Consider the following 26,068-nt stretch of genomic DNA (forward strand, 5'->3'; position numbering starts at 1 on the left):
TTCAAAATCAACCCTTTAACAAGAAAAGGATTTTTATGTTAAAAGAATTACTTGAAATTAAAAAGGAAATGGAGCCAATTATTCATGAAGCTAATGTCAAACTTAATGTCTTAGCAAGAGAAGTTATCGTTCGTAGAAAAGAATACGAAATTTACGGCCCTATGGTTGATCGCGTATATCTTGATAATGCTATTTATGTTAAAGTGATGTCAAGTGGGCGTGACACAAAGAGCGATAATGTTCAAATAAAAAATGGTTTTTATATGGTTTTTGTCGCTCCAGAAAAAGAAAGTACAAAAGATATTAAAAATAAACTCAAAGTTGCTTATGAAGGACTTGATAATACATTTATTTCTTCCTTGATCCGTCATTGTCAACGTTTCAAAGAAATTATCAATAAAACTCAAGCCACTTTAGCCAAAGCTTCTCAAATGAATGTTTTAATCAAAACTAATCTAGGTGAAGCTAGCGCTGCACTTAAATTTAATATCACCATAGAATACACTAGAGATAATCAAAAGCTTTCGCGTGACAATTCAAAATCTGCTGGAAGTTTTAGAGATACAAAAACCGCGATTAATCTTGTTGTAGATAAGAATACAGAGTCAAGAATTTGCGAAAAATTGCTCGATGATGTTGAAAAATATTTTATCGGGGGAGGCTGATCATTCGCCGATAAATTTTACTCCCATTTTTTCACGCACTCTATCCATCAAATTCATCATTTTTAAGATTTCTTCATGATTCATTTCATCGCATTCTATTTTATTTTGCTCTAAAGCTTTAAAACAAGCTTGAAATTCGTATTCAAAGCCATTGATTTGTTTTGGCACGAGACAATCTTTTATAAGCTTTCTTTCTTTATCGTAAGCCTTTATGGAGCTTGGATTGTTGATATTATCAATGCAAATATAACCCTTTGTTCCATTGATAACGCCTTTTCTATCACTAATAGCAGCTACGCTTGAATTTAAAAAAGCAAAAGCACCCTTTTTAAATTCCAAGATGATCCCGTTGCTTTCATCTACACCACTAGGCATTTTTTTACAAGTTGCAATAATATTTTTAATTTCATCTTTTAAAAAACTAAGAGCAAAATTAAGCGTATAAATTCCTACATCAAGCAAAACGCCACCGCCAAGCTCTAAGCTGGTTATGCGGTTTTTATGTATGACATTATAGGCTAAATTCGCTTCTATGCTAACTATTTTGCCGATTAAATCTTTTGCTAAAAAATCTTTGATGATGTCTATATAAGGCATATAACGCGTCCAAATGCCTTCAGCTAAAAACACATTTTTAGTTTTTGCTAATTCCACAAGCTCTTTAGCCTGTTTGAAATTTAAAGTGAAAGATTTTTCACAAAGAACATTTTTGTTATTTTCAAGACAAATTTTAATATGATCATAGTGTAAAGAATGCGGGGTATTGATATAAACAAGATCGATATTTTGATCTTTGAGTAATTTTTCATAATCAGTATAAAATTTTTCAAAACCATACATCAAAGCAAAATTTTTTGCATGGCTTAAAGATCCCGCCGCATAAGGGTGGAATCCTGCTTGTTTTAACATCGGTGCGATTTTATTTGCTATAGATCCAGCACCTAAAAAAAGCGATATTTTTTCGCTTAGAATTTGTAAGCATATCCTAAATAAGCGCTATAATTTGTTTCTTTAGGATTGTATATATTTGATCCTGCTTGAATTTGATAAAAATTCTTAGAGCTATAGCGTATTTGCTCTGCTTTAACACCTAATTCTATTTCATTATGTGGAGTGATTTCATAGATCGCACCCAATTTCGCTCCATAAACAAAACCATCATAATTTTGAGATAAAGTCAAAAATGAGGTTTTTAAATCAACATCGGTTTTTGCATAACCAGAATACACACCCAAAACCGCTCTTGTATTTCTAAAAAGTTTTGGAGTAAAATCATAGCCCAATAAAAACTTTTGTGTAGAAAAATCACCCTCTATAGAAAGAACAGATGTTTTTATAAAATCGTTAAAATCATCTGATCCAGCATAAGTAAAATAAACCCTATGCGACTCATTGAAACGATATCCTAATTTGAAATCTAAAACAGGAATTGTTTGTGAAATGTCACCATTAAAAGTCGAATTTTTACCTTTATTACTATGCTTAAGATTAGCATTTACTTTAGCATTCATTAAAGCAGCATCAGCACCTATAAAAAATCCTGATTTTTCATCCGCTAAAGCAAAATTTGCAAATAAACAAGCGCCAACAGCTACGCTCAATAATCTCTTGTTCATATTTTTTCCTTAAAATTTTAATCCAATCTAAAAATTTTTAGATTTTTAAATTATATAATTTTAATATTTAATATCATATTTATTTTGGAAAAATTTTAAATTTTTATTAAAAAATGGGAATATTCTACTCACTTAGGCACTACCATATCGCTACGACATTCTATAACCGTATGGACATTTCCGCGTGGATTAAAATCCCCTACAACTTTGATCCATTTTGGCTTGAGTTTGTCTTTTAGAGTATTGTAAATTTCATTGATACTTGCTTCATGTGAAACATTTCTATACATGAAAGTATTGATATAAAGTTTTATAGCCTTAAGCTCGACGACAAATTGATCCGGTATATACTCAAGATATATCGTTGCAAAGTCAGGATAACCACTCCTAGGACAACAACACATAAATTCAGGTAAAGTGATCTTTATGATATAGTCATTTTTAGCATCATTTGGCCAAATTTCCATATTATCTACATTAAATTCTTTGATTTCTTTTTCACCATAACGCATTTGTTTTTCCTTGTGATAAATTTAAAATTCAAATTATACCAAATTTCATTCTTGCAAAAATTTAAAATCTTATATTAAGTAAAGGATGGTTTTTGAGGATAAATTCTAAAAAAGATAATTCTAAATTTAATCATTTTCAAAATTATTTGCAACTCACTCTAAAAAGAGCGAGTTAGCAATAATCTTGAAGGCAACCAAGTCTAATCCAGTATTACAAATCTACCAGAAAATAGACTTGTAAAGCAAGATTAGTTTCCCACAAAAGTGGGAAAAATTTTATAAAGAATCAAAAGATCAAAAAATTATTGTTTCAATTGGATCAAAGTTTGAAGCATTTGATCACTAGTTGAAATCGTTTTAGAGTTTGCTTGATAACCTCTTTGGATGATGATAAGTTCTGTCAAAGAACGACTCAAATCCACATTTGACATTTCAAGTGCTGAAGTTTTCATATCTCCACGGCCACCTGTTCCTGCTTCGCCTACGACTATGTTACCAGAGTTAGCAGTCACTTTGAAAAGATTGCCGCCGATTTCTTCAAGACCTGAGTTATTTGCCACTGAAGCCATAGCCATTTTTGCCACAGCAAAGGTTTTTCCGTTGGTAAATTCACCTAAGATATTTCCTTTATCATCCACACGTATAGCGTCTGGTTTTAGGTTTCCTGAAGGATAACCATCGGTTGCTTGACTTGTGAGTGCTGAAGCTGAGTTTGAACTTACAAGTCCGTCGTTGCCTCCACTTGTTCCAAAGCTAAGCTTGATTTGTTGGTTTGGTGCTGCACCGTTGTTTGGTGAGAAATTTAAAGTTCTAGGATTGTATGAGGATAAAGATCCATCATTGTTAAATCTTGCTGTTCCTACAACGATATTGCTTGGACCTTCACCTGTGGTGTTGATTTCTGCAGGTTCTGGAACGCGGATGATCATTTGCCATTCGTTTCCTCCATCTTGAGTGGTGCTTTGTTTTACAAATTGCACCTCTAAGGTATGTTTAGAACCTAAAGAATCATAAATTTCAAGTCCGGCTGAGAAAGAGCTTAATTTTAAAAGTTCGCTTTGTTTGACTTGATTTCCTGCAGGGAAAACTCCATCAAGACCTTTAAAGATTTTAGTAAAGGCATCATTGGTACTTACTTTACCTAGGCTGTCTGTGTAAGAGGTAACATTAAAGCTCATATTGTGAGCACTAAAATCTAAAGTTGGACCACCTTGAGATAAAGTTGGACTTTTGCTAGTTTCATTAGGATTGGTGATAGAAAAGGCACCTGAGTCATTGATCACTACTTTAACACCTTCATTAACATCCCCTGCGGTAAATTTTCCACTACCATCATAATCAACCCCATATCTAGCGTCTCTTTGCAAAAGCTCTCTTAAATCTTCTGTAGAATGAAATACCCTCTCATCAGTATTTAATAAGGATCCATCATGAACTGCCTCATAATAATTCTTTGAAGCTGGATCATTAGGTGCTTGATTAGTAGCTCCTGGAACATAATTCGCTCCTCCATCAGGATTATACATAGGAGGGAGATCTTGAGCTGAAGAGCTATAGATGTATTTATGAGCTGTGATAACTTCTGCATTACGACCACCTGTTAATTGATTTTCTTGACCAGCAGTTCCTCCAGTAGCTGTCCATACAGAAGCATTATTTTGTGTTACAATTGTATGTGTAAACCTACCTTCAGCACCATCTTGTCCATCTGTCCAATTTGAAGTCCAAACTTCACCTGCTGTATTTTCTCTATTTACCACCAAATTAATATTTTTCATATTGTCAGTGGTGCCATTTGAGTTATCATTAACAAATTCTATACCGCTACCATCTTTGTTTTTAACAGCCTTTACTCCTGTACCTGGTCTGCTGTCATTAGCCACAGTAAAGGTGTTGATATAATTTACTGCTTCATCGATACTTTTAATATCTTCATTTTCAATTTTAACACCATTTAAAACTATGCTTAATTTAGTTTTTGTATTTTCATCACCCCAAAAAATATTTGTTTGATTGATATGATTATTTGCATCAAAAGCACTTACACCTAATTTATTGGTTTGGTATTTTGCATCAGCATAAGATACCCATATACCTTGGCCTTCTCGTAAATTTAGTCCTTGACCACTTCCATTAAATAAAGAAGCACAATCCACCCCTTTTTCAGTTACATCGATAGCGTTTTTAGAAGTGGTGTAAAATTGGGTTGTACCTGTATCGTTTTCATCTTTGGTTTCACCGGTTTTTTTATTGTAACCATGGATAGAATCTAAAGAATACAAAGGCCTACTGGCTGTGCCTATGTTTAAACCGCTGTTTAGGTTGGCTTTAATGGCAACTTCGGTTGATTTTGCCGCAGGGATGTGCATACCTGGATCGATAAAAATATTTTGAGGACTTCTTGAAGAATCGATGCTTTGAGTATCCCAGTCGATATTCCAACCTTGGACAACATAACCTGCGTTATTGACAAAATTTCCATAAGCGTCAAGTTTGAAATCCCCACTTCTTGTAAGATAATTTGTCAAACCTCCATTATCACTTACCATAAAAAAACCATCACCATTGATCGCAACGTCGGTATTTTTATCGGTAGTTTGAATCGATCCTTGAGAATGAATTCTTGTGGTTGAACTTACAGAAACACCGAGTCCAATTTGAAGTGGATTTTGTCCACCTCTACCATCAGTTGGCGCTGTAGCGATCTTAACCGTTTGACTAAACATTGTTCCAAAGTCAGCACGAGAATATTTAAAACCTGTCGTATTAACGTTAGAAATGTTATTACCTTCAACATCCATTGCTGTTTGATGTGCTTGAAGTCCGCTCACTCCGGACCAAAGTGATCTCATCATGGTTGAATCCTTTATAAAATATTGCTTTTTAACGCATTAGCGTTTTATGCAATTTTATAAGCAAGTTTTGTTCCAACTTTTGAATTTTTGAGTAGAAAATAAGAATTTTTTAGAAATTTTTGATCAAACACGCACTCTTAAATTTGCAGCGTGAGTTAAAGCTACTGCTATAGCGTCTGTGATGTCTAAAGGTTTGATTTCTTTGCTTAGTCCTAAAAGTCTTTTTACCATAAAAGCAACTTGTTCTTTTGTCGCTTTTGCTTTTCCTGTAACGGCTTTTTTAACTTGTAAAGGGGTGTATTCTGCAAAGTCTCCGTGAATTTGTAGAATTTTTAAACTCAAAGCTCCGCGAAATTGCGCAAGTTTTAAAACGGTTTTTGGATTATAAGCGAAAAAGATATCTTCTATGGCTACCTCATCAAATTGATGTGCTTTAAAGATCAGATCCAAACCTTCACAAAGCTCTGTGATTTGATACTGTAAGGTGCTAGGCTTGATTTTAATGAGTCCTGCTTCTATCAATACATTTTTATTTTTATCCGCCTCAATAATAGCATAACCGCAATTTCTTGAACCTGGATCAATCCCTAAAATTTTCATAACTAGCCTTATTAAAGATAAAAAAGGATTTTAACCTTTTTTTATAAAATTTAAGATAAAATTTATACAATTAAAAATTCTAAAAGAGAGATTATGAACCCAAGCGAGATACTCCTAGCTTTAAAAAAAGAATTAAGCGAAAACGAATACGAAAATTATATATCGATCTTAAAATTCAATGAAAAACTAAGCAAAGCTGATCTTTTAGTTTTTAACGCACCAAATGAACTTATCGCTAAATTCATACAAACAAAATACGCCCATCAAATTTCACATTTTTACGAAGTGCAAAGCGGGATAAAAGCCAATATCAAAATTCAAGCCCAAAATCAAAAACATAGTAAAAATACAACTAAAATCGATATCGCAAACACTAAAGAGCAAAGTACGATTTTAAATCCTTCTTTTACTTTTGAAAGTTTTGTGGTTGGGGATTCTAATAAATACGCTTATGGAGCTTGTAAGGCCATCACTCATAAAGATAAACTCGGCAAACTTTATAATCCTATATTTATCTATGGGCCAACAGGACTTGGAAAAACTCACTTACTTCAGGCTGTGGGCAATGCAAGTTTGGAAATGGGTAAAAAAGTGATCTATGCAACGAGTGAAAATTTTGTCAATGAATTCACTTCAAATTTAAAAAATGGCTCTTTAGATAAATTTCATGAAAAATATAGAAATTGCGATGTTTTACTCATAGATGATGTGCAATTTTTAGGCAAAACAGATAAAATTCAAGAAGAATTTTTCTTTATATTTAATGAAATCAAAAATAACAATGGTCAAATTATCATGACTTCAGATAATCCACCCAATATGTTAAAAGGCATCACAGAACGCTTAAAAAGCCGTTTTGCACATGGGATCATCGCTGATATCACTCCACCTCAACTTGATACTAAAATCGCTATCATAAGAAAAAAATGTGAATTTAATGATATCAATCTTTCTAATGACATCATAAATTACATCGCTACTTCTTTAGGGGATAATATAAGAGAAATTGAAGGGATCATCATCAGCTTAAACGCTTATGCAAATATAGTCGGACAAGAAATCACGCTTGAACTTGCAAAAAGTGTTATGAAAGATCATATCAAAGAAAAAAAAGAAAATATCAGTATAGAAGATATCTTAGCCTTAGTTTGTAAAGAATTTAACATCAAGCCAAGCGATGTGAAATCAAACAATAAAAAACAAAATGTAGTCACAGCTAGACGCGTTGCGATCTACCTAGCAAGGGAACTTACTAGCCTTACTTTTTCACAATTAGCCAATTTTTTCGTGATGAAAGATCATACGGCTATTTCACATAATGTGAAAAAAATCAAAGAATTGATGGAAGAAAATAGCGAAACAAAAATCAAAATAGAAGAATTAAAAAATAAAGTCTTAGCCAAAAGTCAAATTTAAGTGAAAAAAGGTGAAAAAAATAAAAAGGGTATGTGAAAAAAATAGAATTAAGCAAAGTATGATAAAATACAAATTTAATGATTTTTTGCTGAAAAATTTCACAATTTCAACAGCCCTATTATTACGACGAATTTAAAATTAAATATAAGCAAGGAGAAAAAATGAAACTCAGTATTAACAAAAATACACTTGAGTCAGCTATACTTTTATGTAATGCTTACGTTGAAAAAAAAGACTCTAGCACCATCACTTCACACTTACTTTTTCAAGCTGAAGAAGATAAACTCATCATCAAAGCGAGTGATTTTGAAATAGGAATTAATTATAAAATAAGAAAAATTCGCGTTGAAAGCAGTGGTTTTGCAACTGCAAATGCAAAAAATATAGCTGATGTTGTTAAAAGTTTAAACAATGAAGAAGTTATCTTAGAAACTATTGATAATTTCTTGTTTATAAGACAAAAAAGAACAAAATATAAATTGCCTATGTTTAATTATGAAGATTTTCCAGATTTTCCAAAAACAGAAGGGAAAAATCAATTTGATATTGATTCAAGTGATTTGAGTCGTTCTCTTAAAAAAATATTACCAAGCATCGATACTAATAATCCAAAATATTCTTTAAATGGTGCTTTTTTAGATATCAAAACTGATAAAATCAATTTCGTTGGAACTGATACTAGACGCCTTGCTGTTTATACTCTTGATAAAACTAATCCTCAAGAATTTTCTATAAGCATTCCTAAAAAAGCTATTATGGAAATGCAAAAACTTTTCTATGAAAAAATAGAAATTTATTATGATCAAAATATGCTTATCGCTAAAAATGATAATTTTGAATTCTTTACTAAACTTATCAACGATAAATTCCCAGATTATGAAAAAGTCATTCCAAAAGAATTCAAACAAACTCTTGAATTTTCAACTGAAGATTTTATAGATAGTCTTAAAAAAATCAGTGTCGTAACTGAAAAAATGAAACTTCATTTCAATAAAGATAAAATCATCTTTGAAGGTATCAGCTTAGACAATATGGAAGCAAAAACTGAACTTGAAATTCAAACAGGTGTAAATGAAGAATTCACTTTAACTATAAAAATAAAATATTTACTTGATTTTCTAATGTCTATAGAAGAAGAAAAATTCAATTTAAATGTTAATGAATCTAATCTAGCTTTCGTAGTTAAATCTCAAGGTTTATCTATGATCATTATGCCTATGATTTTGTAAGAAATTTTTTAAAAAGTTAGATAAAAAAGGAAAGATATGCAAGAAAATTACGGCGGAAGTAATATTAAAGTTTTAAAAGGCTTAGAAGCTGTTAGAAAACGCCCTGGTATGTATATAGGAGATACTAATATAGGCGGACTTCATCATATGATTTATGAAGTAGTGGATAATTCTATCGATGAAGCTATGGCTGGACATTGCGATACTATCGATGTAGAAATTACCACTGAAGGAAGCTGTATCGTAAGTGATAATGGACGTGGTATCCCTGTAGATATGCATCCAACGGAAAATATGCCTACTTTAACTGTTGTTTTAACCGTTCTTCACGCAGGAGGTAAATTCGATAAAGATACCTATAAAGTTTCAGGTGGTTTGCACGGAGTTGGGGTTTCTGTTGTCAATGCCCTTTCTAAAAAACTTGTAGCTACAGTTGAAAGAAATGGAGAAATTTATCGTCAAGAATTTTCAGAAGGTAAAGTGACAAGCGAATTTGGCGTCATAGGAAAAAGTAAAAAAACAGGAACGACAATTGAATTTTGGCCTGATAATACCATTTTTGAAGTAACTGAATTTGATTATGAAATTTTGGCAAAAAGATTTAGAGAACTTGCGTATTTAAATCCAAAAATTACGATTAATTTTAAAGATAATCGTGTAGGAAAAAGTGAAAGTTTTCATTTTGAAGGTGGAATTTCACAATTTGTAAGCGATATGAATAAAAAAGAAGCTTTAACAAAACCGATTTTCTTTAGCGTAGATGAAGAAGATGTTAATGTAGAAGTTGCTTTACTTTATAATGATACTTATAGTGAAAATTTACTCTCTTTTGTCAATAATATCAAAACTCCAGATGGCGGAACTCATGAAGCCGGTTTTAGGATGGGTTTAACTCGTGTGATCAGCAATTACATCGAAGCTAATGCTAATGCTAGAGAAAAGGATAATAAAATCACCGGTGAAGATGTAAGGGAAGGCCTTATAGCTGTTGTAAGTGTGAAGGTACCTGAACCGCAATTTGAAGGACAAACTAAAGGAAAATTAGGATCTTCTTATGTGCGTCCTATTGTTTCAAAAGCTAGTTTTGAATATTTGACTAAATATTTTGAAGAAAATCCTATCGAAGCAAAAGCCATTATGAATAAAGCTTTAATGGCTGCACGTGGTAGAGAAGCGGCTAAAAAAGCTAGAGAATTAACCCGTAAAAAAGAAAGTCTAAGCGTTGGAACTTTGCCAGGAAAATTGGCTGATTGTCAAAGTAAGGATCCAAGTGAAAGTGAAATTTATCTTGTTGAGGGTGACTCTGCGGGTGGTTCTGCAAAACAAGGACGCGAAAGATCTTTTCAAGCGATCTTGCCTTTGCGTGGTAAAATTCTTAATGTTGAAAAAGCAAGACTGGATAAAATTTTAAAATCAGAACAAATCCAAAATATGATCACTGCTTTTGGTTGTGGTATAGGTGATGATTTTGACATTTCAAAATTAAGATATCATAAGATCATCATTATGACGGATGCGGATGTGGATGGATCACACATACAAACCTTGCTTTTAACCTTCTTCTTCCGTTTTATGAATGAACTTGTGGCTAATGGACATATTTATCTTGCTCAACCACCACTTTATCGTTATAAAAAAGGGCAAAAAAAAGAAATTTATCTTAAAGATGAGAAAGCTTTAAATGATTATTTGATCGAGACAGGAATTGAAAGTTCTAATTATGAAGGTATAGGATTAAATGATCTTAAAGACTTTTTAAAAATCGTTGCCGCTTATAGATCGGTTTTAAATGATCTAAAAAAACGTTTTAATGTGATTTCTGTGATCCGTTATCTTATAGAAAATCCTGATTTTATCAAAGAAAACAATGAAGAACTTTTTAAAATCATCAAAGCATTTTTAGATAAACAAGGCCACAATATCTTAAATCATTACATTAATGAAAATGAAATTCGTATGTATATACAAACTGAAAATGGTTTAGAAGAGCTAATCATCAATGATGATTTATTTGCACATCCACTTTATGAAGAAGCAAATTATATCTTTAGTAAAATCAAAGAACGCGATTTAACTTTTGAAAAAGATATCTTAGAAATTTTAGATGAAGTTGAGAAAAATGCTAAAAAAGGAGCTTATATCCAACGTTATAAAGGTTTAGGTGAGATGAATCCTGAACAACTTTGGGAAACGACTATGGATCCAAGCATAAGAAGACTTCTTAAAATCACCATAGAAGACGCACAAAGCGCTAATGATACCTTTAATCTTTTCATGGGTGATGAGGTAGAGCCAAGACGCGATTATATCCAAGCGCACGCTAAGGATGTGAAGCATTTGGATGTGTGAATAAATAAAGAAGATTTTTTCTTCTTTATTTTAAAATAATTTAAAGATAATTTGATGAAAAAATATAGTTTTTTAGATTTGATTATAGAAGTTTTAAAAGAGAGTGAAATTCCTTTAAGTGCGAATGAAATTTGGCAATACGCTTTAAATAAAAATTTTGATAAAAAACTCCAAAGTTACCAAAATGGAACTTTAACTAAAACTCCTGTTGCAAGTTTAGCTGCTAAAATTTATGTTAATTTAAACGGCAAAGACTCTTTATTTTTAGTTGTTTCTAAAAATCCAACGAAATTTTGGCTAAAAGAAAGAGAAAATGAACTCAATCTTGCAAAATCAAAAAATATAGAAATTCAAAAAGAAGAAAGTAAATTTAGAGAAAGAGATTTACATCCTTTAGTGGTCAAGTTTTTATTTGAAAGTCCTGATTTTAATCTTTATTCTAAGACTATTTTTCATGAAAAGTCTCATAAAGGAAAAAGTGGTGAAAATGAATGGATTCATCCTGATATAGTAGGTGTGCATTTTCCTTTCAAAGATTATGAAGATGAAACTTTTAAACTTTGCAGGAATTTAAATCAAATTTCTTACAAAATTTATAGTTTTGAGCTTAAAATAAAACTTGATTTTTCAAATTTAAGACAAAGTTATTTTCAAGCCGTGAGTAATTCTAGCTGGGCCAATGAAGGTTATTTGGTTGCTTTGGAATTTGATGATGAGATTATGAATGAGCTTTGGAGATTAAACAATGCTTTTGGAATCGGTTTTATCAAGCTTGATGTTAGAGATATTAACGATTCTAAAGTGATCATTAAGGCTAGGGAAAAATCAAATTTAGATCTTATTACTTTAGATTTGTTGGTAAATAAAAATAAAGATTTTAATGAATTTATACAAAACCTAAACAAGGATATTAATATATCAGATATTGAAAGAATAGGATATAAATTTTATGATGAAATTTATAATGATGAAAAAATGCAAAAATATTTGAAAGATAAAAAAATCATTTAAAGATTTTTATCAAAAAAAGAAATTTACTTTTTTTGATAAAATTAAAATTATTTATTTTCTAAAAGAACAGCCAAAGGAACTCTTCTTCTAGTGTTGTATTGTTCTCCGTAGTATTTTTCAAGATAATTTAAAATCTTTTCTTCATCTTCAGCTGGAATTTCCCATAAGCCTTCTTCTGCTTGCATCCATCTAATAGCAGCTAACCAAGCTTGTTTGTTCGCGTGCATATTTGTAATGAGTCCTGAATTATGACAAGCAAGACAATTAGCTTCCACTAAAGGTGAAACAGGATCGATGATCAAACCTGTTTCTGGATTGACTTTATAATCTTGAGCAAGGGAAAAACTCAAGCTTAAAGTGAGTAAAAATAAAATTTTTTTAAACATGATCAAACTCCATATACATTCACTCTATGGCAAGCATTATTTAAATAACCGCCTGGATTCCATTGTGCTAAAACCATAGGTTGGCTTTTATTTTCACTATCGACTGCTCTAGCCCAAATTTCATAATATCCTTTTGTTGGGATGGAAACTTCAGCACTCCATTTTTGCCATGCTAAACGATTAAGTGGTTTTTCTACTTTAGCCTTAATCCAAGTTACACCATAATCACAACTTACAAAAACATCTTTTACAAACAATTCTCCCGCCCAAGCTTTTCCTCTAACTTCAAATTTTTTATTGACTTTTACTTGAGTGCCGTTTTTTACATTGGTGATTACAGATCTTACTGGCATTGATTCTATGATTTTTGTTTCGCCTTTGTAGCTAAAATCACCTGGCTTAACCGGAGTTACAGGAACTCTATAAGATCCTTCCATTTTTTCACCATCATGAACTTTATTTCTTACAACGATTTTGCTTAGCCATTTTCCACTTGTGCTTGCAGGATAACCTCCACAAACTAAACGTAAAGGATAACCATTGTATAGTGGGATGTCTTTTCCCTCATAAGCCCAAGCGACTAAGGTTTCATCTTGTAAAGCTTTAGAAATAGGAACACCACGACTAATAGGAGCGCTTTCTTCACCATTTAATTTAGTGTCTATTCCATAATATCCAATATAAACAGCGTCTTTTTTAAGACCACAATCTTCTAAAATATCTTTTAATCTTACTCCAGTCCATCTACCACAAGCCACAGCACCATAACCCCATTGAGTTCCTTTAGTGCTAGGTAAAACTTCTGCTCTTCCGTTTCCGCCACATTCAACAGTTAAGGCATAAGTATAAGTTTTAAATTTCTTTTTTAATTCATCTAAAGTATAAGTTTTAGAATTCACAACACTTTCGCCACCGATTTCTAAAGTCCAACCTTTTTTTAATCTTGCTTTGATGGTTTCTAGAGTTGGTGGAACACCGTTATTTCTAACAAAGAAATTTTCAGGTTTTGTAAAGTCGCTATCAAGAGCATAAATTTCTGTTTCTGCAGTCATTGGTCTATCACCATGATAGATCAAATCTTTTTTTCCTTCTAATTTAAAATTTGGTAATTCTTTTGCTAAAGCTTTACTGCCTAAAAAATTTTTAAAAGAAAAGCTAGACAATACGCTTATACCAAGCAAACTAACTCCTAAATTTTTTAGAAAATCTCTTCTATTTTCTTCATTGTGATCAGTTTTTTTCATTGTAACTTCCTTTTGATTTTTTTAATACGATAATTTTAGTATAATTTAAATAATCTAAATAATTTATAATATTAATGTTTTTAATTAAAAAAAATTATTATTTTAAAATAATAATGTAAAAAAAATGATTTAAAAATAAGTATTTTATAATAAAATAATATCTCTATGATTTTTTATAAAATCAAAAATTTAATAATGAAGGAAAAAAATTGACTTTACTTACAAATCCAGTTATAGTAAGCGTTTTATTGATGAGCTTACTTTGTTTGTTTCGTTTCAATGTGCTTTTAAGTCTTTTAATTTCAGCACTTGTAGCAGGAATGCTAGATCATATGCCATTAACAGAGAGTATGGACGTTTTGATTGATGGTATGCAAGGCAATTTAAAAACGGCTTTAAGTTATGTTATTTTGGGCGCGATCGCTGCAGCCATTTCTCGCACTCACTTAACAGCATATTTGATTAAAATAGTAAGTCATTTCATTTCTCATAAAAAATATTTATTGATTTTATCTATTGCTATAATTTCTTGTTTTTCTCAGAATTTAATCCCTATTCACGTGGCTTTTATTCCTTTGCTTATACCCCCACTTTTAAGTTTGTTTAATCGCTTAAAGATAGATCGTAGAGCAGTTGCTTGTGCATTAACTTTTGGTCTTACAACTCCTTATATGGTTTTGCCTGTCGGATTTGGTTTGACTTTCCAAGATCTTTTAAAAGATAATCTTGTAAAAAACGGCGTTAATGTAACTTTAAATGATGTTACTCATACGATGTATTTTGCAGCTATTTGCATGATTACTGGGCTTTTTTTAGCGATTTTTGTTTTTTATCGCAAACCAAAGGAATATAAAGAAATAGAATTAGCTAAAATCGACTTAGAAAATTTGCAAATGACGCGTAAAGAATGGGGTGTTTTAGCCGGATTGATTTTAACTTTAATTTTACAAATTATCACTATGAACTTGCCTTTATCAGGACTTTTAGGCTTTATTTTAATGGTTGTTTTAGGCGGGGTAAAGTATAGCAATGTTAATGAGATTTTTGATAATGGGCTTAAGACAATGGGATTTATCGCCTTCGTTATTCTTGTAGCGGCGGGTTATGGAGAAGTTTTAAGACATGGTGGAGCGGTGCAAGAACTTGTTAATTTTGTGATTCCATGGATAAAACAAAGCAAATTTTTAGCCATTTTTTTAATGCTTTTAATCGGACTTGTCGTAACTATGGGCATAGGAACTTCTTTTGGAACGATTCCTATCATTGCTACGCTTTTTTGTCCTATTTGTATAGAGCTTGGTTTTAGTATCCCTTTGACGATTTTTATTTTAGGGGTAGCTGGAGCCTTAGGAGATGCTGGAAGTCCTGCTAGTGAAACCACAATGGGAACAACTGTGGGTTTAAACGCTGACAAACAGCACGATCATATTAAGGATACTTGTATACCAACTTTTATTTTTTATAACGGCCCTTTGTTGATTTTAGGAAGTATTATTGCTATGTTTTTATAGTGTCTAGTTTGTATTTTTATTTATGTTATAATCCTTATAAATAGTGAAATCAATTTATAAGGAGTAAAAATGAATTTAGAGGATATTTTAGAAAAAAATCAAAGCATAGGACTTTATGATTCTAAAAATGAGCATGATGCTTGTGGGATTGCTGCTGTAGCTAATATACGTGGCATTGCTTCTTATAAAGTTATTTGTAATGCTTTAGAAATTTTGATGAATCTTGAGCATAGGGGAGGTTTTGGAGCTGAAGAAAATTCAGGAGATGGAGCTGGAATTTTAATCCAAATTCCACACGATTTTTTTAAAACTCAAGAATTAGGCTTTAAGCTTCCAAAAAAAGGTGATTATGCCGTTGCACAAATGTTTTTGTCACCTAATTTAGAGGCTAAAGAGGAAGCTAAGGCTATATTTTTACAAGGTTTAAAAGATAAAAATCTTGAATTTTTAGGTTTTAGAGAGGTTCCTTTTAATCCTAGCGATATAGGAGAGAGTGCTTTAAGGGCTATGCCTTATTTTTTACAAGCCTTTGTCAAAAAGCCTGATGAAATCAATGCAGGAATTGAATTTGAAAGAGTGCTTTATAGTTGTCGTCGTCTTATAGAAAAAAGGGCTTTACATGTACCTAAATTTTATTTTTCAAGCTTTTCTTCTAGGACTATTGTTTATAAAGGAATGTTACTTTCTACACAATTGAGTGATTTTTATCTTGATTTTAAAGATGTCAATATGAAATCAGCCATAGCTTTAGTGCATTCTCGTTTTTCTACCAATACTTTTCCAAGCTGGGAAAGAGCACATCCAAATCGTTATATGGTGCATAATGGTGAGATCAATACTATACGAGGTAATGTTGATGGCATCAGATCAAGACAAGATTTGATGCAAAGTGATTATTTTGAAAATTTGGATGAAATTTTTCCAATCATTGCTAAAGAAAGCAGTGATTCTGCTATGTTTGATAATACTTTAGAATTTTTGGCTTTAAATGGTAGAACTTTAGAAGAAGCTTTTATGATGATGGTACCTGAACCTTGGCATAAAAATGAAAATATGCAAAGTCATAAACGTGCATTTTATGAGTATCATTCTTTATTGATGGAGCCTTGGGACGGTCCTGCAGCCATAGTTTTTACAGATGGTGTGATTATGGGGGCGAGTTTAGATAGAAATGGTTTTCGTCCTTCAAGGTATTACCTTACAAAAGATGATATGTTGATACTTTCTAGTGAGACAGGGGCTCTAAAAATCGATGAACAAAATATCAAAGCTAAAAAACGTTTAGAGCCAGGAAAACTTTTACTTGTCGATACTGCAAGGGGTAGAGTAGTAACTGATCATGAAATTAAAGAACATTATGCCAATGCTAAACCTTATCAAAAATGGCTTACAAATTTGATCGATCTTGAAAAACAAGATGGTGGAGTTTATGAGCATAAATTTTTAAAGCAAGATGAAATTTTTAAACTTCAAAAAATTTTTGGTTGGGATGAAACCAAATTTAGTATTAAGACTATGGCGCAAAATGCTAAAGAAGAGATTATTTCTACTGGAGTTGATACACCTTTAGCCGTTTTATCTAAAAACTATCAACCTTTATATAATTATTTTAAACAGCTTTGTGCGCAAGTGACTAATCCTCCACTTGATTATATACGAGAAGAAATTGTAACCTCTACAAGAATTTATTTAGGTTGCGAAGGAAATTTGTTAAAGCCTGATGAAAAGAATGCTAAGCGCGTGAAAATTTCTTTACCAATTATCAGTAATGAAGAATTATTTAAAATTAAATCTTTGAAAAATTTTAAGGTGAAAGAATTTTCCATACTTTATGATTATTCTAAGATGAATTTAGAAAAAGCTTTGGATAATCTTTTTATAGAAATAGAAAAAGAGATAAAAAAAGGAACTTCTATCGTGATTTTAAGCGATAAAGGAGCCGATGAAAATAATGCTTATATCCCTGCTTTACTTGCGGTTTCTGGGGTGCATAATTATTTAGTGAGAAAAAATTTAAGAACCCATACAAGTATCATTATAGAAAGTGCAGAACCTAGAGAAATTCATCATTTTGCTTGTCTTTTGGGTTATGGTGCTACTGTGATTAATCCTTATTTGGTCTATGAAAGTATTTATAAACTCATTCAAGATAAAGAACTTGATTTAAGTTATGAAAAAGCGGTGGAAAATTTTATCCATGCAAGTTCAAATGGTATAGTAAAAATCGCCTCTAAAATGGGTGTTTCTACTTTGCAAAGTTATAATGGATCGGCACTTTTTGAATGCTTGGGATTAAATTCTAAAATGATTGATAAATATTTTGGCTCTACCATCTCTCGTATAGAGGGTATTAGTTTGCATGATTTTGAAAAAGAATTTCTTCATTTTTATAAAAATGCTTTCAATGAGCAAACTTTTAAAGAGGAGCATTTAATTGATCCTATGATTGTTTTTAATCTTCAAAAAGCGTGTCAAAATAATGATTATAAAATTTTTAAAAAATATTCTTCTTTGGTTGATGAAAAACAAGTAACATTGCGTTCTTTAATGGAATTTGATTTTAATGAAGCTATCAGCATCGATAAAGTAGAAAGTGTAGAAAGCATAGTAAAACGTTTTAGAACCGGTGCAATAAGCTATGGATCAATTTCTAAAGAAGCTCATGAGTGTTTGGCTATGGCGATGAATAAAATAGGCGCAAAGTCAAATTCAGGTGAGGGTGGAGAAGATGAAGAACGTTATGAAAGCGATAAAAATTCCGCTATAAAACAAGTTGCAAGTGGCCGTTTTGGAGTGGATTTAAATTATTTAATCCATGCAAAAGAAATTCAAATTAAAGTTGCCCAAGGTGCAAAACCTGGAGAAGGAGGGCAATTGTTAGGTTTTAAGGTTTATCCTTGGATCGCAAAAGCTAGACATTCTACTCCAGCTGTTACGCTTATTTCTCCGCCACCACACCATGATATTTATTCTATTGAAGATTTGGCTCAGCTTATTTATGATTTAAAAAATGCAAATAAAGACGCGAAAATTTCAGTCAAACTCGTCAGTGCAAATGGTATAGGAACCGTTGCTGCAGGTGTTGCAAAATCAGGAGCTAATTCTATTTTAATTTCAGGTTATGATGGAGGAACAGGAGCAAGCACTAGAACTTCAATTTCGCATGCTGGAATTCCTTGGGAATTAGGGCTTGCTGAGGCACACCAAACCCTTATTTTAAATAAACTTAGAGATAGAATAAAATTAGCAGTTGATGGCAAACTTATGACCGGAAGAGATTTAGCCATAGCAGCGCTTTTAGGAGCTGAAGAATTTGGCTTTGCAACAGTAGTTATGATTGTAATGGGTTGTAGTATGAATAAGGTTTGTCATCTTAATACTTGTCCAGTTGGAATCGCTACTCAAGATGCAAAGCTTAGAAAAAACTTTAAAGGTAAGATAGATGAGGTTGTTAATTTTATGTATTTTATAGCCGAAGAATTAAGAGAATACATGGCTAAATTAGGTTTTAAACGCTTAGATGATATGATAGGTCGTGTGGATAAACTTCATCAAAAAAGCGCGCAAGCTAAAGCAGGAAAAATTAATTTAGATAAAATTTTAAAATCTTTATCCACTTACAATAAAACCGCAGTGCATTTTAAAGATTATAAAGATAATAAACTTGAAAAAACGATTGATTATAGAATTTTACTCCCACTTTGTAAAAATGCTATAAAAGAACCGATCAAACTTTCTTTAGAAGTGGGCAATCAAAGCAGGACTTTTGCTACTATGCTCTCAAGTGAAATTTTAAAAACTTATGGAAAAGATGCTTTAATGGAAGATAATATTCATATTAAAGCTATAGGAAATGCTGGAAATAGTTTTGGGGCTTTTTTGATCAAAGGGATCAAGCTTGAGATTATCGGAGATAGCAATGATTATTTAGGTAAAGGCTTAAGCGGTGGAAAAATCATTGCTAAAATTTCAGATGAGGCGACTTTTTCACCTGAGGAAAATATCATCGCTGGAAATGCTTGTTTGTATGGTGCAACTGAAGGCGAAGTTTATCTTGATGGTATAGCTGGAGAGAGATTTTGTGTGAGAAATTCAGGAGCTAAAGCTGTGGTTTTAGGAATGGGAATTCATGGATGTGAGTATATGACAGGTGGGCTTGTAGTCGTGCTTGGTGATGTGGGCGCTAATTTTGCAGCTGGAATGAGTGGAGGTGTTGCTTACATACTAGGAAGGCACAATGAAGTTCATGTTAATACGGAGCTTGTGGATATTAAAGATTTAAACGCTAAAGACGAAAAAGAATTAAAAAAGATGATAGAAAAACATGTTTTTTATACTGATTCAAAAAAAGCTAAGGATGTACTAGATAAATTTGATAAGAAAGATTTTTTTAAGATTATGCCAAGGGATTATGAAAAAATGCTAAAAATTCTTGAAATTTGTAAGCATGAAAAAGATCCAGATTTGGCAGCTTTTTTGAAAATTACACAAAAGTAAATAAACTAAAATGTTAGTTTAAAACTTTTTCTATGTAGTTTGCAAGTTCCAAATTTGGCTATTAATTCTCTATGAGTTTTGGTGCCATAGGCTTTATTTTTTTCAAATTCATAATAGGGGAATTCTTTAGCCAAAAAATTCATAACTCTATCTTTACTTACTTTTGCAAGTATGCTAGCTGCGCTTACTTGTAAAATTTTAGCGTCTGCCTTAACTAGAGTTTTAATACCACTAATTCCAAAATTTGTATTGCCATCGTATAAAAAATGAGAATATATTTTAAAATGCCTTTTTATAAGCATCAAGCCTGTTTTTAAACAAGTGCTAAGCCCTAGAGTATCGATTTGTTCAGATGAAAAAGCTAAGATGAGATAGTTTGAATTTTGTATGATAATCTCATAAAGTTCTTCGCGTTTTTTTTCGCTGAGTTTTTTAGAATCGCAAAGTCCGTCTATTTTTTTATTAAGCTTGCAAGCTGCCATCATCATAGGACCTGCTAAAGCTCCGCGTCCTGCTTCATCTATGCCTATTAAATTTTCATCATACCTAGGTAAAAGTTCATTTTTTGAAAATAAAAGTTTCATAGAGATATTTTACTAAATTTATATCAAATTGTATTTATGAGGAGTTTTACAAGCCTTAATATAAGGCTTGTTTAATTAACCTAAAAATTCTCTTTTAAAATATTCTCTTGGAGCTTTACATAAAGGACAAGCAGCAGGAGCTTTTTTGCCACGATGGATATGTCCGCAAACTTCGCAAACCCACAAATCTTCTTCTTCGCTATTAAAAAATTCTTCTTCTTCAAGCATTTTTTTAAGAGCTAGATATTCTCTTTCATGTTCAATTTCTACTTTTCCAATAGCAGTAAACAATCTTGCTATAGCTTTTTTACCTTCATCTTCTGCAATTTTTGCAAAATTTGGATACATAGTTGTATGTTCGTAATTTTCACCTTCTGCTGCGGTTACAAGATTTTTTGTTGTCACTTCTAAAGGTTTGCCATCTACGATTTCATGATAAGCTTTAAATTCAGCTCTTGCGTGCCATTTTTCATTTTCGGCAGCTTCTCTAAAATGTCTAGCAACTGCATGCCATCCTTCTTCTTCTGCAACATCAGCAAATAAGTCGTATTTGTTTCTAGCCATAGATTCACCCGCAAAAGCTTTCATGAGATTTACAGCTGTCAAATCTGTTGTAATGCATTGCATTTCTTCGCCACAACAGGTAAGTTTTCCTCCACCTACAACTTGAATTTCGACTTCATTGCCGCATTTTGAGCATTTATAAGTTTCGTATTGTCTCATTTAGACTCCTTATTTAAATATGAGTGCGTATTGTATTATAAAAAAATATTTTTGTCAATTGATAATTTTTATCAATTATAAATATTTGATGAAAATTCAAAGCATCTAGTTAAAGATGCTTTTATATTTCAACTTCTTTCGTGATGCGATTTCTTATATCTCGACGCACGATTTCTATACCCCAAAGCCAAACTATGTGTCCAAAAATTTCAGATAAATGTTCATCAAAAGGAATTTCTGAAAGCGGTGGAACTTCTGCAATTAAAGGCATAACAATCACATGGGCAAAAAGATAAACAAAAAATCCAAAAACAGCTCCTTGATACATTGTGATTTTATGCCATTTTTCTGCTATCATACAATATGTGATTGCAAATACAATAGAAAATCCCACATGGACTATAAAAATTGACAAAGGCATTTGCATACCTGAAAATGTATAAGTCCAATCTGTAGGCAATCCTAATTGCTCTAGAAAAATTTTAGGCGGAGTTACGCGTTCTAATGTATCTATTGGCCAAAATACATTAGGATTTCGTGGAGGAAAAGGCACTTTCCCATCCCCATTTTACAATTGCACCAAAAACACCTGCTAAAATCCCTATAAAAAATGCTAGAGTGTATTTTCTATCAGTTTTCATAGTCCCTCCTTTTTAGATTTTTGATTACAATTTCATTCTACTGCATTCAATATATTTTGTCAATAAATTTATTTTAAATTTTAAAGTATTCTTTAAGTTTTGTACATATTTCGAAAAAATTGACTCCATCTATAGTGCGGTTTTTTTCGAAAAATTCATACATTCCTAAAAAACCACCTTCAAGCTCTTTGGATTTAACACCATAACTTATGCTAAGTCCTGCTTCTATAAAAGCAGCGAGTTTATCGCAGTATTTTAAAGCTTTTCCATCAATTGCACCAAAATCATTTTCATTAAAAGAACTCAAGCTTCCGCTACAAAGTTCTATTTTTTTATTTTTATAGGTGCGATTTTCAAATTCGTTTTTTACAAAATTAGGTTCTCCAGCTCTTCCTTCTCTAATGCCTAATATAAAAGAAAATTCCGCTCTTAAATTTTCAGGTACAAAAGGAAGAATTTTTTCATTGATTAGTTTCATTTCATAATCATTTATAATTTCATGAAGACCTTCTATGCCATATTTAACAGGACTAATAATATCTCTTGTAAGGCTTTCTGGCAAGTCGTGGAATAAAGCGCAATAAAAATTATTTTCCAATCTTTTATCACAAGCTTTGATTTTTAAAGAATAAAAATAACCCAAAATGGCAACCACTAGCATATGTCCAAGTACTGCAGTTTCTGGAATTCTTGGAGTTTGTGCCCAACGTTTTTGAAAGCGTAACCTCCCGCTAAGATCGATTATTTTCGCTATTTTTTGATTTAAAGCGATTTTTCTAGCTCCTATTAACTCGTAATAATCTTCCAATTCTTCTTCAACTTTGTTTTTAATATCATCAATATCATTTAAAAAAGCTGAGGTTTGATAAACGATATTAAATTCCCATCTAGTAGCAAAATAAGAAGCGGCCTTTAAAATGAGTCTTTCTTTAGCATAGGAATTATTATTAAGATAATTTTCAAAACGTTTAAGAAAATTCCCATCTTCAATATCTGCTATCATGGGCTCGATTTTACTTAAAACCCAAGCGTTAACCTCATCTTTTTTTTGACGTACGATTTCATGATAAACATCAGGGCGTATATCAGTAACCACAACGCGACTTAAAAATTCAAAAATACCTCCTTCTATGATCATTTTCATATCCACATCTTTTTCCATTTTGGCAATAAAATAAGCAATAATAAATTTATGCGCTTGCTTATCAAGCTCAACTAAATTTGCCATTCTTGGATAATCATTCCAGCGACTAATAGAAGCGGCTTTAAAAATATGTTCTATGAGTTTTATATTTATCATAAAATTGCCTTTTTATAATTTTAGATTAAAAAATTCGTTAAAATTACAAAAATTATAACAAATTAAGGATAAAAATGAGTAAAAAAGCACTTTGCATAATCAGTGGTGGAATGGACAGCACTTTGTGTGCTTATTTGGCAAAAAAAGAAGGTTATGAGATCGTAGCTTTGCATTTTGATTATGAGCAAAGAACTCAAGAAAAAGAAAGAGAATGTTTTGAAAAAATTTGCCAAGCTTTAAAAGTTGAAAAATCTTATATTTTGGATGTAAGTTTTATTAAAATTATAGGAGGAAATGCTTTAACCAATAAGGATTTAAATATACCTAAAAATGAACTTCTTTTAAATAGCGACACTCCACCTATAACCTACGTTCCTTTTCGCAATGGAATTTTTTTAAGCATTGCAGGATCTTTAGCCGAAAAAGAAAATTGTGAAAGTATTTTTATAGGGGTTGTGGAAGAAGATGGCAGCGGTTATCCTGATTGTACTTGTGAATTTATAGAAAAAGCAGAGAGTTTTATCAATAATGGAACGAGTAAAAATTTTAAAATCTCTTTAAAAACCCCGCTTATAAATCTCAACAAAGGGCAAATCGTTGAGTTAGCTTTAAAAGAAAATGTGCCTTTGGAGCTTACTTGGTCTTGTTATGAAAGCAATGATGAAGCTTGTGGAGAATGTGATAGCTGTTTGCTTCGTTTAAAAGGCTTTAAAAAAGCAGGAGTAAAAGATAGGATTAAATATAAAAATGATTAGACACTATAAAGAATTAAGCAAAACTCAAATAGAAAATCTTTTAGGGCTTTGGGAAGAAAGTGTTAAAGCAAGTCATGATTTCTTAGATGAAAAGAATTTTAAAATTATTAAAAAATATTTAATGGATTTTGATTTTAAAAAATTAGAATTTTTATTTGCTTATGAAAAAGATGAATTGACAGGTTTTTTAGGTTTTCATCAAGAAGAAATTCAAATGCTTTTTATACACCCTTTGTTTTTTAATCGAGGTTTTGGATCTCAACTTTTAAAAAAGGCGATGCAGGATTTTAAGTTAAATAAAGTAGAAGTTAATTTTGACAATAAAAAAGCTTTAAAATTTTATCAAAAATTTGGCTTTCAGATTGTAGAGGAATATCAAGATGATTTTGGATTTAAGCTTTTAAAAATGCAAAAGTCCTAGTTTAACTAGGACTTGAGTTTTAATTTAGAGTAAAGAGTTTATTAGCTCCATCTTGATAAGAAAGAATATTGATTTTTCCATCTTTAAAGAAAATACTTCTTGCATTAGTTATAGTATTTGGAAAAGATAGAGTTTTGACAACTTCTTCTTTAACTGGATCAATCACTGCTATAACATTATGATTTTTACTTAAAGCGTATATTTTTCCATCTTTATCAGTCATTGAAGTGATATAAAGATCCCCTAAAGTTTTACCTTCTTTAAGATCTGCTTTTGGTGTAAATTCTGCAGATAAAATAAGATCTTTTAAAGAGTATTTAGAGATAACAAAGGTTTTAGCATCTTTATTGTTTGGAACTGTAGCAAGATAAAAATATCGATCATCTGTAGTCATGCTTGCTACGTGATTAAATTTAGATCTTATAGTGCTTAATCTTGCACGACCCAAATCTTTTCCTTGACCTTCAAAATGATTAGCCCCCTTTACAAAATCAGCATACTGTAAAGCATCATTTGCGTTTGGATTTTTCTTAAATCTTAAAAGAGTTTTGTTAGAACCCATAAGGATAAATTTATCATTCATGTAAGGAATAATTCCCATGATAGGGTCGATACTTGCTGAAAAATAAGGATCAAGTTCAAAACTATCTTTTGTGGTGAAATTGTTATCTAAGAAATAAACATCCCATTTAGAACTTGCTACAAATTCATTATTGATAAAATCTAAAGTATTAATTGCTTTGTTTAAATTGATAGTTTGTTCATCTAATATTTTAAGATTTTCATCAATTTTTGCAAATGGAGAATTATTAACATCATTGTCAAATTTGACTCCTAGTTTATCGCTTGCTGGCGCAAAAGCATAATCAGGAGCTTTAACATCACGTTTTCCCAAGAAAGAGATGTTTTGCCACAATCCATTCCAGCTATCTGTACTCCAAATTATATATTTTGGATTAAGAGTAAATCTTACAGGATCTCCTTGACCTACATAAGGAAATATACCAGTTCCAACAAAGGCTTGAAAAACATTTGAGGCTACAATAATAGCGCTAATAACAACAGCAGCAAGTGAGAAGCTAGTGTATTTTCTAAATTTTTCGCCATTTAATTCTTTATCAAAAGCACTGAATTTTGGTGCAAAAATGAAAATTAAGCCTAAAAGCAATACAACTGCCCAAAATACAACTTCAGCCCAAAAATAGGTATGAATTCCAAAAACAGGTAAGCCAAAACCTTGATCCAAATCTTCCATAGCGTGGTTTCCGTAATGAGCAAAAGACTGGTAAAGACCTGCTGCAGTCATGATTAAAAGAGCGGCTAGATATTTTCCTTTCATTCCATAACGAACTATAAAAAGAGCCATTACCCCGATAAAAATCATCGCTTCTCTTTGTCCCCAGCAAAGCACACAAGGGCTGTCAGCTAAAAAATAACCAAAAATAATATTTGCAGTTCCTACAGGTAAAAGTATGATTAAAAAACCTGCTAGGCACATTAAGGTATAAAATTTTTTTGCTTTATTAATTTCATTCATTTTTTATCCTTTTTACAAATTCATTATGGTTAAAAGTCCAGTTGATTTGTGACCAACATAAAAAACAATCATCATAAGCCAAGCTATCATCACTAAGCTAAAAGCCAAATTTTCTTTTTCTGGTTTTTTAATGATGAGTATTAAGGCAACAAAAATTAATAAAAGTTCCAAAAACTCCATAGTAACTCCTTTTTAGGTAAAGTTATTAAATTGTAC

General features: G+C 31.6%; 21 protein-coding genes and 1 pseudogene. 9 read left to right on the forward strand and 13 right to left on the reverse strand.

What is annotated here, in order from left to right; genetic code table 11:
• The first annotated feature begins 35 nt into the window (after positions 1-35).
• Complete coding sequence (locus H2277_RS03915; RefSeq protein ID WP_337201069.1) at positions 36-665, forward strand: hypothetical protein; 630 nt, start codon at positions 36-38, stop codon at positions 663-665.
• Here H2277_RS03915 and H2277_RS03920 read toward each other — a convergent pair whose 3' ends face one another.
• The 5 genes from H2277_RS03920 to ruvC form a co-directional block, all read right to left on the reverse strand.
• Entirely contained in the window at positions 666-1,649 is a 984-nt protein-coding gene (locus tag H2277_RS03920; RefSeq protein ID WP_337201108.1) for a Gfo/Idh/MocA family oxidoreductase, read from the reverse strand. It lies immediately after the preceding gene.
• Positions 1,631-2,281, reverse strand: coding sequence for an outer membrane beta-barrel protein (locus H2277_RS03925; protein ID WP_337201070.1), 651 nt, complete (start codon positions 2,279-2,281; stop codon positions 1,631-1,633). The genes H2277_RS03920 and H2277_RS03925 overlap by 19 nt, the downstream gene beginning before the upstream one ends.
• A gap of 128 nt (positions 2,282-2,409) precedes the next feature.
• Positions 2,410-2,793, reverse strand: a complete 384-nt coding sequence (queF, locus tag H2277_RS03930; protein ID WP_337195798.1) for a preQ(1) synthase — start codon at positions 2,791-2,793, stop codon at positions 2,410-2,412.
• A gap of 302 nt (positions 2,794-3,095) precedes the next feature.
• On the reverse strand, positions 3,096-5,648 hold the full coding sequence (gene flgE / locus H2277_RS03935) for a flagellar hook protein FlgE (protein WP_337201071.1): 2,553 nt from the start codon (positions 5,646-5,648) through the stop codon (positions 3,096-3,098).
• A 123-nt stretch (positions 5,649-5,771) separates the two neighbouring features.
• On the reverse strand, positions 5,772-6,248 hold the full coding sequence (ruvC, locus tag H2277_RS03940) for a crossover junction endodeoxyribonuclease RuvC (RefSeq protein ID WP_337201072.1): 477 nt from the start codon (positions 6,246-6,248) through the stop codon (positions 5,772-5,774).
• Between the two features lie 93 nt (positions 6,249-6,341).
• Between ruvC and dnaA the strand changes: the two genes are divergently transcribed.
• From dnaA to H2277_RS03960, 4 genes are all read left to right on the forward strand, one after another.
• A complete protein-coding gene (gene dnaA / locus H2277_RS03945) occupies positions 6,342-7,664 on the forward strand; it encodes a chromosomal replication initiator protein DnaA (protein ID WP_337201073.1) in 1,323 nt (440 codons plus the stop codon).
• A 161-nt stretch (positions 7,665-7,825) separates the two neighbouring features.
• Positions 7,826-8,893, forward strand: coding sequence for a DNA polymerase III subunit beta (gene dnaN, locus H2277_RS03950; RefSeq protein ID WP_337201074.1), 1,068 nt, complete (start codon positions 7,826-7,828; stop codon positions 8,891-8,893).
• Between the two features lie 36 nt (positions 8,894-8,929).
• On the forward strand, positions 8,930-11,242 hold the full coding sequence (gene gyrB, locus H2277_RS03955; RefSeq protein WP_337201075.1) for a DNA topoisomerase (ATP-hydrolyzing) subunit B: 2,313 nt from the start codon (positions 8,930-8,932) through the stop codon (positions 11,240-11,242).
• Between the two features lie 51 nt (positions 11,243-11,293).
• The gene (locus H2277_RS03960; protein ID WP_337201076.1) at positions 11,294-12,253 is read left to right on the forward strand and encodes an HTH domain-containing protein; all 960 of its coding nucleotides are present in this window, start codon (positions 11,294-11,296) and stop codon (positions 12,251-12,253) included.
• 47 nt (positions 12,254-12,300) lie between these two features.
• Here the strand turns inward: H2277_RS03960 and H2277_RS03965 are convergent, their stop codons facing one another.
• Both H2277_RS03965 and H2277_RS03970 read right to left on the reverse strand, forming a co-directional pair.
• Positions 12,301-12,639 (reverse strand): cytochrome C, encoded by a 339-nt coding sequence (locus H2277_RS03965; RefSeq protein WP_137623878.1) that lies wholly within the window; start codon positions 12,637-12,639, stop codon positions 12,301-12,303.
• 2 nt (positions 12,640-12,641) lie between these two features.
• Complete coding sequence (locus H2277_RS03970) at positions 12,642-13,883, reverse strand: sulfite oxidase (protein ID WP_137623879.1); 1,242 nt, start codon at positions 13,881-13,883, stop codon at positions 12,642-12,644.
• A gap of 209 nt (positions 13,884-14,092) precedes the next feature.
• On the opposite strand from H2277_RS03970, the gene H2277_RS03975 reads away from it, so the two are divergent.
• Both H2277_RS03975 and gltB read left to right on the forward strand, forming a co-directional pair.
• A complete protein-coding gene (locus H2277_RS03975; RefSeq protein ID WP_337201077.1) occupies positions 14,093-15,394 on the forward strand; it encodes a Na+/H+ antiporter NhaC family protein in 1,302 nt (433 codons plus the stop codon).
• 69 nt (positions 15,395-15,463) lie between these two features.
• Positions 15,464-19,891, forward strand: coding sequence for a glutamate synthase large subunit (gltB, locus tag H2277_RS03980; protein ID WP_337201078.1), 4,428 nt, complete (start codon positions 15,464-15,466; stop codon positions 19,889-19,891).
• 5 nt (positions 19,892-19,896) lie between these two features.
• On the opposite strand, the gene H2277_RS03985 is transcribed toward gltB, so the two are convergent.
• From H2277_RS03985 to H2277_RS04000, 4 genes and pseudogenes are all read right to left on the reverse strand, one after another.
• Positions 19,897-20,475 (reverse strand): ribonuclease HII, encoded by a 579-nt coding sequence (locus H2277_RS03985; RefSeq protein WP_337201079.1) that lies wholly within the window; start codon positions 20,473-20,475, stop codon positions 19,897-19,899.
• 75 nt (positions 20,476-20,550) lie between these two features.
• Complete coding sequence (locus H2277_RS03990; protein WP_200281489.1) at positions 20,551-21,198, reverse strand: ferritin family protein; 648 nt, start codon at positions 21,196-21,198, stop codon at positions 20,551-20,553.
• A gap of 121 nt (positions 21,199-21,319) precedes the next feature.
• Positions 21,320-21,839 (reverse strand): annotated as a pseudogene (locus H2277_RS03995) (YagU family protein).
• Between the two features lie 73 nt (positions 21,840-21,912).
• The gene (locus tag H2277_RS04000) at positions 21,913-23,139 is read right to left on the reverse strand and encodes an HD domain-containing protein (protein WP_337201080.1); all 1,227 of its coding nucleotides are present in this window, start codon (positions 23,137-23,139) and stop codon (positions 21,913-21,915) included.
• A gap of 74 nt (positions 23,140-23,213) precedes the next feature.
• Between H2277_RS04000 and queC the strand changes: the two genes are divergently transcribed.
• Positions 23,214-23,894 (forward strand): 7-cyano-7-deazaguanine synthase QueC, encoded by a 681-nt coding sequence (queC, locus tag H2277_RS04005; protein ID WP_337201081.1) that lies wholly within the window; start codon positions 23,214-23,216, stop codon positions 23,892-23,894.
• Positions 23,887-24,315: a GNAT family N-acetyltransferase gene (locus H2277_RS04010; RefSeq protein ID WP_337201082.1), complete on the forward strand. Its 429-nt coding sequence runs from the start codon at positions 23,887-23,889 to the stop codon at positions 24,313-24,315. The genes queC and H2277_RS04010 overlap by 8 nt, the downstream gene beginning before the upstream one ends.
• A 19-nt stretch (positions 24,316-24,334) precedes the next feature.
• On the opposite strand, the gene H2277_RS04015 is transcribed toward H2277_RS04010, so the two are convergent.
• Positions 24,335-25,852 (reverse strand): disulfide bond formation protein B, encoded by a 1,518-nt coding sequence (locus H2277_RS04015; RefSeq protein WP_337201083.1) that lies wholly within the window; start codon positions 25,850-25,852, stop codon positions 24,335-24,337.
• Positions 25,853-25,864: 12 nt separating this feature from the next.
• Positions 25,865-26,032: a dihydroneopterin aldolase gene (locus H2277_RS04020; RefSeq protein WP_137623888.1), complete on the reverse strand. Its 168-nt coding sequence runs from the start codon at positions 26,030-26,032 to the stop codon at positions 25,865-25,867.
• Positions 26,033-26,068 lie beyond the last annotated feature (36 nt).

Origin of the sequence: Campylobacter sp. W0014 (genome assembly GCF_020135975.1) — a bacterium.
Classification (GTDB): domain Bacteria; phylum Campylobacterota; class Campylobacteria; order Campylobacterales; family Campylobacteraceae; genus Campylobacter_D.

Excerpts from the sequence above, each read along its gene's own strand:
- dnaA (WP_337201073.1), top strand. The coding sequence starts at position 6,342 with ATGAACCCAAGCGAGATACTCCTAGCTTTAAAAAAAGAATTAAGCGAA.
- flgE (WP_337201071.1), bottom strand. The coding sequence starts at position 5,648 with ATGATGAGATCACTTTGGTCCGGAGTGAGCGGACTTCAAGCACATCAA.
- H2277_RS03915 (WP_337201069.1), top strand. The coding sequence starts at position 36 with ATGTTAAAAGAATTACTTGAAATTAAAAAGGAAATGGAGCCAATTATT.
- gyrB (WP_337201075.1), top strand. The coding sequence starts at position 8,930 with ATGCAAGAAAATTACGGCGGAAGTAATATTAAAGTTTTAAAAGGCTTA.
- H2277_RS03965 (WP_137623878.1), bottom strand. The coding sequence starts at position 12,639 with ATGTTTAAAAAAATTTTATTTTTACTCACTTTAAGCTTGAGTTTTTCC.
- H2277_RS04000 (WP_337201080.1), bottom strand. The coding sequence starts at position 23,139 with ATGATAAATATAAAACTCATAGAACATATTTTTAAAGCCGCTTCTATT.
- queC (WP_337201081.1), top strand. The coding sequence starts at position 23,214 with ATGAGTAAAAAAGCACTTTGCATAATCAGTGGTGGAATGGACAGCACT.
- ruvC (WP_337201072.1), bottom strand. The coding sequence starts at position 6,248 with ATGAAAATTTTAGGGATTGATCCAGGTTCAAGAAATTGCGGTTATGCT.
- H2277_RS04010 (WP_337201082.1), top strand. The coding sequence starts at position 23,887 with ATGATTAGACACTATAAAGAATTAAGCAAAACTCAAATAGAAAATCTT.
- gltB (WP_337201078.1), top strand. The coding sequence starts at position 15,464 with ATGAATTTAGAGGATATTTTAGAAAAAAATCAAAGCATAGGACTTTAT.
- H2277_RS03990 (WP_200281489.1), bottom strand. The coding sequence starts at position 21,198 with ATGAGACAATACGAAACTTATAAATGCTCAAAATGCGGCAATGAAGTC.
- H2277_RS03970 (WP_137623879.1), bottom strand. The coding sequence starts at position 13,883 with ATGAAAAAAACTGATCACAATGAAGAAAATAGAAGAGATTTTCTAAAA.
- H2277_RS03985 (WP_337201079.1), bottom strand. The coding sequence starts at position 20,475 with ATGAAACTTTTATTTTCAAAAAATGAACTTTTACCTAGGTATGATGAA.
- queF (WP_337195798.1), bottom strand. The coding sequence starts at position 2,793 with ATGCGTTATGGTGAAAAAGAAATCAAAGAATTTAATGTAGATAATATG.
- H2277_RS04020 (WP_137623888.1), bottom strand. The coding sequence starts at position 26,032 with ATGGAGTTTTTGGAACTTTTATTAATTTTTGTTGCCTTAATACTCATC.
- dnaN (WP_337201074.1), top strand. The coding sequence starts at position 7,826 with ATGAAACTCAGTATTAACAAAAATACACTTGAGTCAGCTATACTTTTA.
- H2277_RS03925 (WP_337201070.1), bottom strand. The coding sequence starts at position 2,281 with ATGAACAAGAGATTATTGAGCGTAGCTGTTGGCGCTTGTTTATTTGCA.
- H2277_RS04015 (WP_337201083.1), bottom strand. The coding sequence starts at position 25,852 with ATGAATGAAATTAATAAAGCAAAAAAATTTTATACCTTAATGTGCCTA.